5 protein-coding genes are annotated in these 5,334 nt (G+C 55.4%); all 5 read right to left on the bottom strand.

Going from position 1 to position 5,334, the window contains the following annotated elements:
- Positions 1-275 precede the first annotated feature (275 nt).
- Positions 276-1,331 carry an AraC family transcriptional regulator gene (locus tag AiwAL_RS19645; RefSeq protein WP_262313426.1) on the bottom strand — a complete coding sequence of 352 codons (1,056 nt, stop codon included), beginning with the start codon at positions 1,329-1,331 and terminating at the stop codon, positions 276-278.
- 5 nt (positions 1,332-1,336) lie between these two features.
- A complete protein-coding gene (locus AiwAL_RS19640) occupies positions 1,337-1,735 on the bottom strand; it encodes a recombinase family protein (protein WP_235706181.1) in 399 nt (132 codons plus the stop codon).
- A 640-nt stretch (positions 1,736-2,375) separates the two neighbouring features.
- On the bottom strand, positions 2,376-3,248 hold the full coding sequence (locus AiwAL_RS19635; RefSeq protein WP_262313427.1) for an amidohydrolase: 873 nt from the start codon (positions 3,246-3,248) through the stop codon (positions 2,376-2,378).
- 111 nt (positions 3,249-3,359) lie between these two features.
- A complete protein-coding gene (locus tag AiwAL_RS19630; protein WP_262313424.1) occupies positions 3,360-4,388 on the bottom strand; it encodes a GlxA family transcriptional regulator in 1,029 nt (342 codons plus the stop codon).
- Between the two features lie 28 nt (positions 4,389-4,416).
- The gene (locus tag AiwAL_RS19625; RefSeq protein WP_235706179.1) at positions 4,417-4,962 is read right to left on the bottom strand and encodes an isochorismatase family protein; all 546 of its coding nucleotides are present in this window, start codon (positions 4,960-4,962) and stop codon (positions 4,417-4,419) included.
- Positions 4,963-5,334 lie beyond the last annotated feature (372 nt).

Genomic DNA, 5,334 nt, shown 5'->3' with positions numbered 1-5,334 from the left:
GACGCCCATCGCGCCTCACGCCCGTTATTTCCAGACCATGCGGTCCAATCCGCTCCATCATAAGTATCCACCTCCCGTAAGTGGACACCTATTCCCAGCAGCCCGCCACCCGGCCTAGGTGCGCCGAAATTCGCGCTTATGTTTCACGGCAGGATCGTCTAGCGCGCCCTTCGCGATCTCCCGATCAAGTTCCTCGAGATCTTCCGCCAAGCGGTCAAGCTCCCGGACATACCGGTCGATGGCGGCGCCTGACCAGACTCCTCGCTCAATTCCAGTCAGATCAAATGCGATAGCCCTAATGGAAGTCCGGCCAGACATTGCTTACGGTAGTCCAACGGCGTAACACCCGTCCATTTCTTGAACGCTCGACTAAATGCGCTTTGTTCGGAATAACCTAGTAATAGAGCTATTTCACCAAGAGAAATATGTTCTTTATTTAATAAATTAACAGCAAATTCGCGCCGAATACCTCGCACTAAATCGACAAAATTTATTCCTTCATAGCAAAGATGTCGGTAAAGGCTACTCTCGCTCATACCGATTTTGTGAGCAACAGTAGCGAGCGTCAGATCACCGCGAGCAAATCCAATCCGAATCTCATCGCATACCAAACCGACGAGGTTATTTGACCATCTTACTTGTTTTTTATTTTTGATCGTTGAATCAATTAGTGCTCCACGTATAAGATCTGCTTGTGGAATCCGTGCGGCAAGAACGTTAGGACGAAATATTATTGCATTTCGTTCCGATACAAAACTGACTTCTGCCCCAAACGATGCATGATATTCACGGCAATCAGCAGGCTCGATATGCTCAAAGCGAATTTCCTCTGGTACAAAGCTTGAGCCAAGCATCTTGCGCAAAAAATTGAGAAGTACTCCAAGTGTCAGTTCAGAATCTTGCTGGCGGTCCGCGATCCGCCCATCCCGAATACGGTATTCGAGAAGCGCCAATCCACCTTCGAATCGAAGCCTCAACTCAGACTGTTCTTGTAAACCGGAGAAATTACGGCAAAGTTCTCTAAGTGCAGTTCCAACCGTTGGTACACAGTTGACGAGATTACCAATTTCACCAAGCAAACGAATATCGCTGGCAAAACCAAAGTGAAGTCCGAATCGTTCCATATTTGTTCTTCGAGAAGCCTCTTCAAGAAGATTACAATAGACAGCGAGCGGCAATCGGCCAAACGGATCATCGAGATCACAATTCTCGACCTCAGTACTATGCAATATAACGTCCGCCTCAAATCCAAGGCTCTCTATAAATCCCACTATCCCACTTGCAGCAATCGTACGAATAGTTGGCGAGGTCATGACTGCTGGTCTTGTCATTGCCTCTACTCGAGATTGTTTCCAGGCACGCTAGCAATATGCCGACAGCCTTGTCCAAACCAAGCCTCATCTCTGTAATCTCTTAGTATTGAGCGGCCTGCAACCCGGCTCTGTGCCGCGTAGGTGGTTTCAATCACGCTTCTCTCAGCCATGGGCTTGCAACCTTGAGATCGGATTATAGCTGACTTTGTAGTTCCGGGCGATCTGACGCATGGATCACCTGCCTCCCGCCTGTGCCTCATTTTCACGCCACGAGCCTTGGTTCGCTCCCGGCCCTCTACGGTCCTGGCCTGGATCAATTCACGCTCGAACCCTGCGAGGCCGCCGAGCACCGCCAATATGAGATGATCGTGCGGCATAATCGTGTCTCCCCATGTGTCGTCAGAGGGTCGAAATCCTATCATTCTGCAGGCCATCATGGCGAAAGTATTGAGAAGGTCGCGGCCGAGTGTCCAGCTAATCGAGCGCATTTACCACCAGCACGTCACCGACCCAGAGCCTGTCAAGCGCCCAGCGCATTTGACAAGCGCAAACGGATTTGCCGCCGCTGGGCGCCCCTGCAGAACCTTCCTCGCTGCCGACGACCCGGAAGTTGGTCCTCCTCGGCAACCACACTCTGGCCGTCTGTCGATGCCTGCTCATGCCCGTAAGTCATACTTAGCTATACACCGGATGTCTGGTGCTGGAAATGAACTACCTGAGATTTTTGGGTGAGCGTCGATCAAGGGTGGGATGAGTTCGGCCATGACCTCAGTCTGAGCTGGTCGACGACATGACGCAGGGTCTGGCTGGCTGAGGTGCGACCCGGCTGGATGAAAGCCTGGGCAGGACGGCCGAGACCATGCTCTGCTGGCCTTTCGGTACGTAGGCGAGCGGCCGTTGCGCATCCAATGAACGGCAGCGTTGCCAGGACGCTCCTATCACCCTTGAGCCCCTTCATGAGCATCGGGTCGAAGTCTCGCAACTCCATTATACCCCACCGATCCGATGACCACCCAAACCCACACCATTACGAATTCTGAATCTCCTCCACGAGCGCGGACATTATTTTTGGTCTCGTAGTGGGAAACCGTACAATCGGATTGAGTTGGCAACCAAAATATTCTCTCGAACCTCTGGCTCTGGGGCCCAATCGGCAAGTAGATCCAGCAAATCACCCACGTTGGGCATGGCATTCCAATGGGCAACATGTGGCCAATCTGATCCCCAAATGCAGCGGTCGGGTGCCGCCTTGATCAGGGCACGAGCGATCGGGATGGTGTCTGCATAGGGTGGTGCATCCGACAATCGATATGCGCCGGATAGTTTGACCCATGCACCATCGTTTAACAGGCCCAGTATGAGTCGTGTACCAGATGAATCAAGACCGTCGGATGCTTGCAGGTACCCCATATGATCGATCACAAAGGGTACCCGCAATCGGGAAATGCGTGTCGCAATGGGCGCCAAAGTATAAACGTCAGTTAGAAATTGCAAATGCCAGGACAGTTCTGCACAAATTGCCTCGTAGCGTTCCAAATCCTTGAAACCAACTCCCCCACCAAACAAAGTATTAATTCGAAGCCCCACGACGCCCGCCTCGTTCAGCGAGCGCCACGTCGCCTCTGGCAAATCCGGGGGAACAACGGCAATGCCACGCAAGCGGGTCCGGTTCGCGGCAAGTGCTTCCAACATAACTCGGTTGTCCGTTCCATGGACGCTGACTTGGACCAGCACTCCATAGGTCATCCCTGTTGCATCGAGCATGGCCATATAAGCCTCTGTTGAGGCCGATGGCGGTGTATAACTGCGCGAGGCAACAAAAGGATAAGCGGGTGGCCTGCCAATTACATGCGCATGAGTATCAACAGATCCAATGGGGACAGTAAAGCAAGTGGGCAAATGCGGCACGCAATCTGGCCCGGGACAGGGTCGCATTCTATCAATACTGTGCATTGAACTCATTCTCCGACGGTTCGATCATGAAATGCGCGCCAAATCGTGCGATTGAGTCCATAAAAGCTGACACTTGTCCCCCCGGGTTGATCTTCACTTTCCGATTGGTCCGACCCGCCATTGGACAGCCAGCTCTGTACCCGCTACTCGCAGCCGGCTCGGTGGTAGATCGTGCAGACGTGTCCAGGCCCGACGCAACTGGCGCGTTGACGCGAAACCCGCGCGCTCGGCGACCGTCTCAATGTCGAGGCGGGAATTAGTCAGAAGCTCCCATGCGAGCGCCACTCGCATACGATTCACATAGTCGGTGATGCTCATCCCGGCATTCTCGTTGAAGAGGCGCGAGAGGTTACGCGGACTGGTCGCCGCTACGCGGGCAAGCGTTTCAACCGACCAATCCCGCGCCGGAGCGGTGGCGACGGCATCTTGCGCGCGGTGTACCGATGGATGGATGTGGTTGCGACCTTGGAGCCAGGGTGAGATCTGCGGGTCGGCCGCACTACGCCGCAGATAGACCACGAGATAACGCGCGATCGAAAGCGCGCATGCATCGCCGGCCATTCGAGCTACGATGTGGAGCATCAAGTCGATCCCGGCGGTAATACCGGCGCTGGTTAGACGATCGCCGTCCTCCACATAGAGCCGGTTTTCCAGCACGCGGGCGTTTGGCGCGATCCTCGCGAGTTCGGCAATGCAGGCATGATGGGTGGTGCAATCGCGATCATCGAGAAGGCCCGCCCGCGCCGCTAGCAGCGCGCCCGAGCAGATCAAGACAAGCTTTATGCCCGGGCGGGGTGTGCGTCCCAGCCAAGCGACGATCTCGGCCTCGCGAGCCATGTCTTCATCCCGGTTCCTCGATCGGGTGCCGAGTGGCACATCCGCGCTGCCTGCGACAACAACCAGCGCACCGTCCGGTAAATGATTGGGCAAGGGCGCGATACCCGCGACAGCGAGGCCGATGGAACTGCCGATTTCCGGCGACGGGCTGACATAGGAGACGGCGAAGCGCACGGCGGTCTGCTCGAGATTAGCCTTGCGTAGCACTTCCACTGGTCCCGCCACGTCAAGCAGCAGGACGCGCGGTGGTATTACCACATAGACGGGAATCTCGGTGGGTCGCACACCCTGTCCCATGGGCGATTTATTTCGCTCACCCTGCCAAGGCATCTTCGACCGTAGCAATCCGGGCAAAGCGCTCTGCGAGCACCAGTTCGGTGCGAGCTCGGATTTCGGCAGCGCCCCATTCCCTGCCTGTTGCATCTGTCATCGAAAAAGTCAGCGTCGCCTCGCTGACATAATCAACGGCGTAACCAAGGTCTGAGGCGTGGCGAACTGTAGTCTCGCAACACTGCTCGCTGCGGATGCCTGATACGATAAGGCGCCGGATGCCGTGCATCGTCAACCAGACGTCGAGTCCGGTGCCGACCAAGGCGCTGTGGCGATGCTTGTGGAAGATAACTTCCGGTTGAACAATAAGCGGTGTAAACGATGTCACGAAACCGGAGGTTTCCGCGAAGGGACCGCTATCCTCGACATGGAAGATCTGAACGATCGGGATGCCGGCGGTCTTCGCACCATCGACCAACCTCTGAAGATGGGCAACAAACGCAGAGACGTCCTGCTCCCGGTAGTCAGGGCAATGTCGGAATGATTCCTGTGCATCGATCACAACGAGCGCGCTGTTGGAAGCGGACATTTCTGTTTCCCCCTGATTGAACACGGCATGATGCTATAGCTGTAACAGATCGATAAAAATGCCTACAAGAGACGAAATTCGGACAAATCGCGCCATCGGAATAACCCACCCGCTGGTTATGCGAAAGTATGTATCGACGTTGGCATGGAACAGGTGCTCAAACCCGTCCCCGCCAAACTCTCCCGCGCCGGGCCAGCCGTTGAGGTGAATGATCATTTCACGAAACAGAGGCAGGTTGCGCCGCCCCTGCACCTCAACGATTGGAGCAGAAATTCATCCGCAGGCGGCGACCGCGCGGCGCGCCATCACGCCGACCAGATGCGCGCGATAGGCCGCACTCGCATGGATGTCGCTGCTCATGGTGCTCTCGGG

The organism is Acidiphilium sp. AL, from assembly GCF_025499445.1.
Taxonomy (GTDB): domain Bacteria; phylum Pseudomonadota; class Alphaproteobacteria; order Acetobacterales; family Acetobacteraceae; genus Acidiphilium; species Acidiphilium iwatense.
This window is presented reverse-complemented; position numbering and strand designations above follow the sequence as displayed.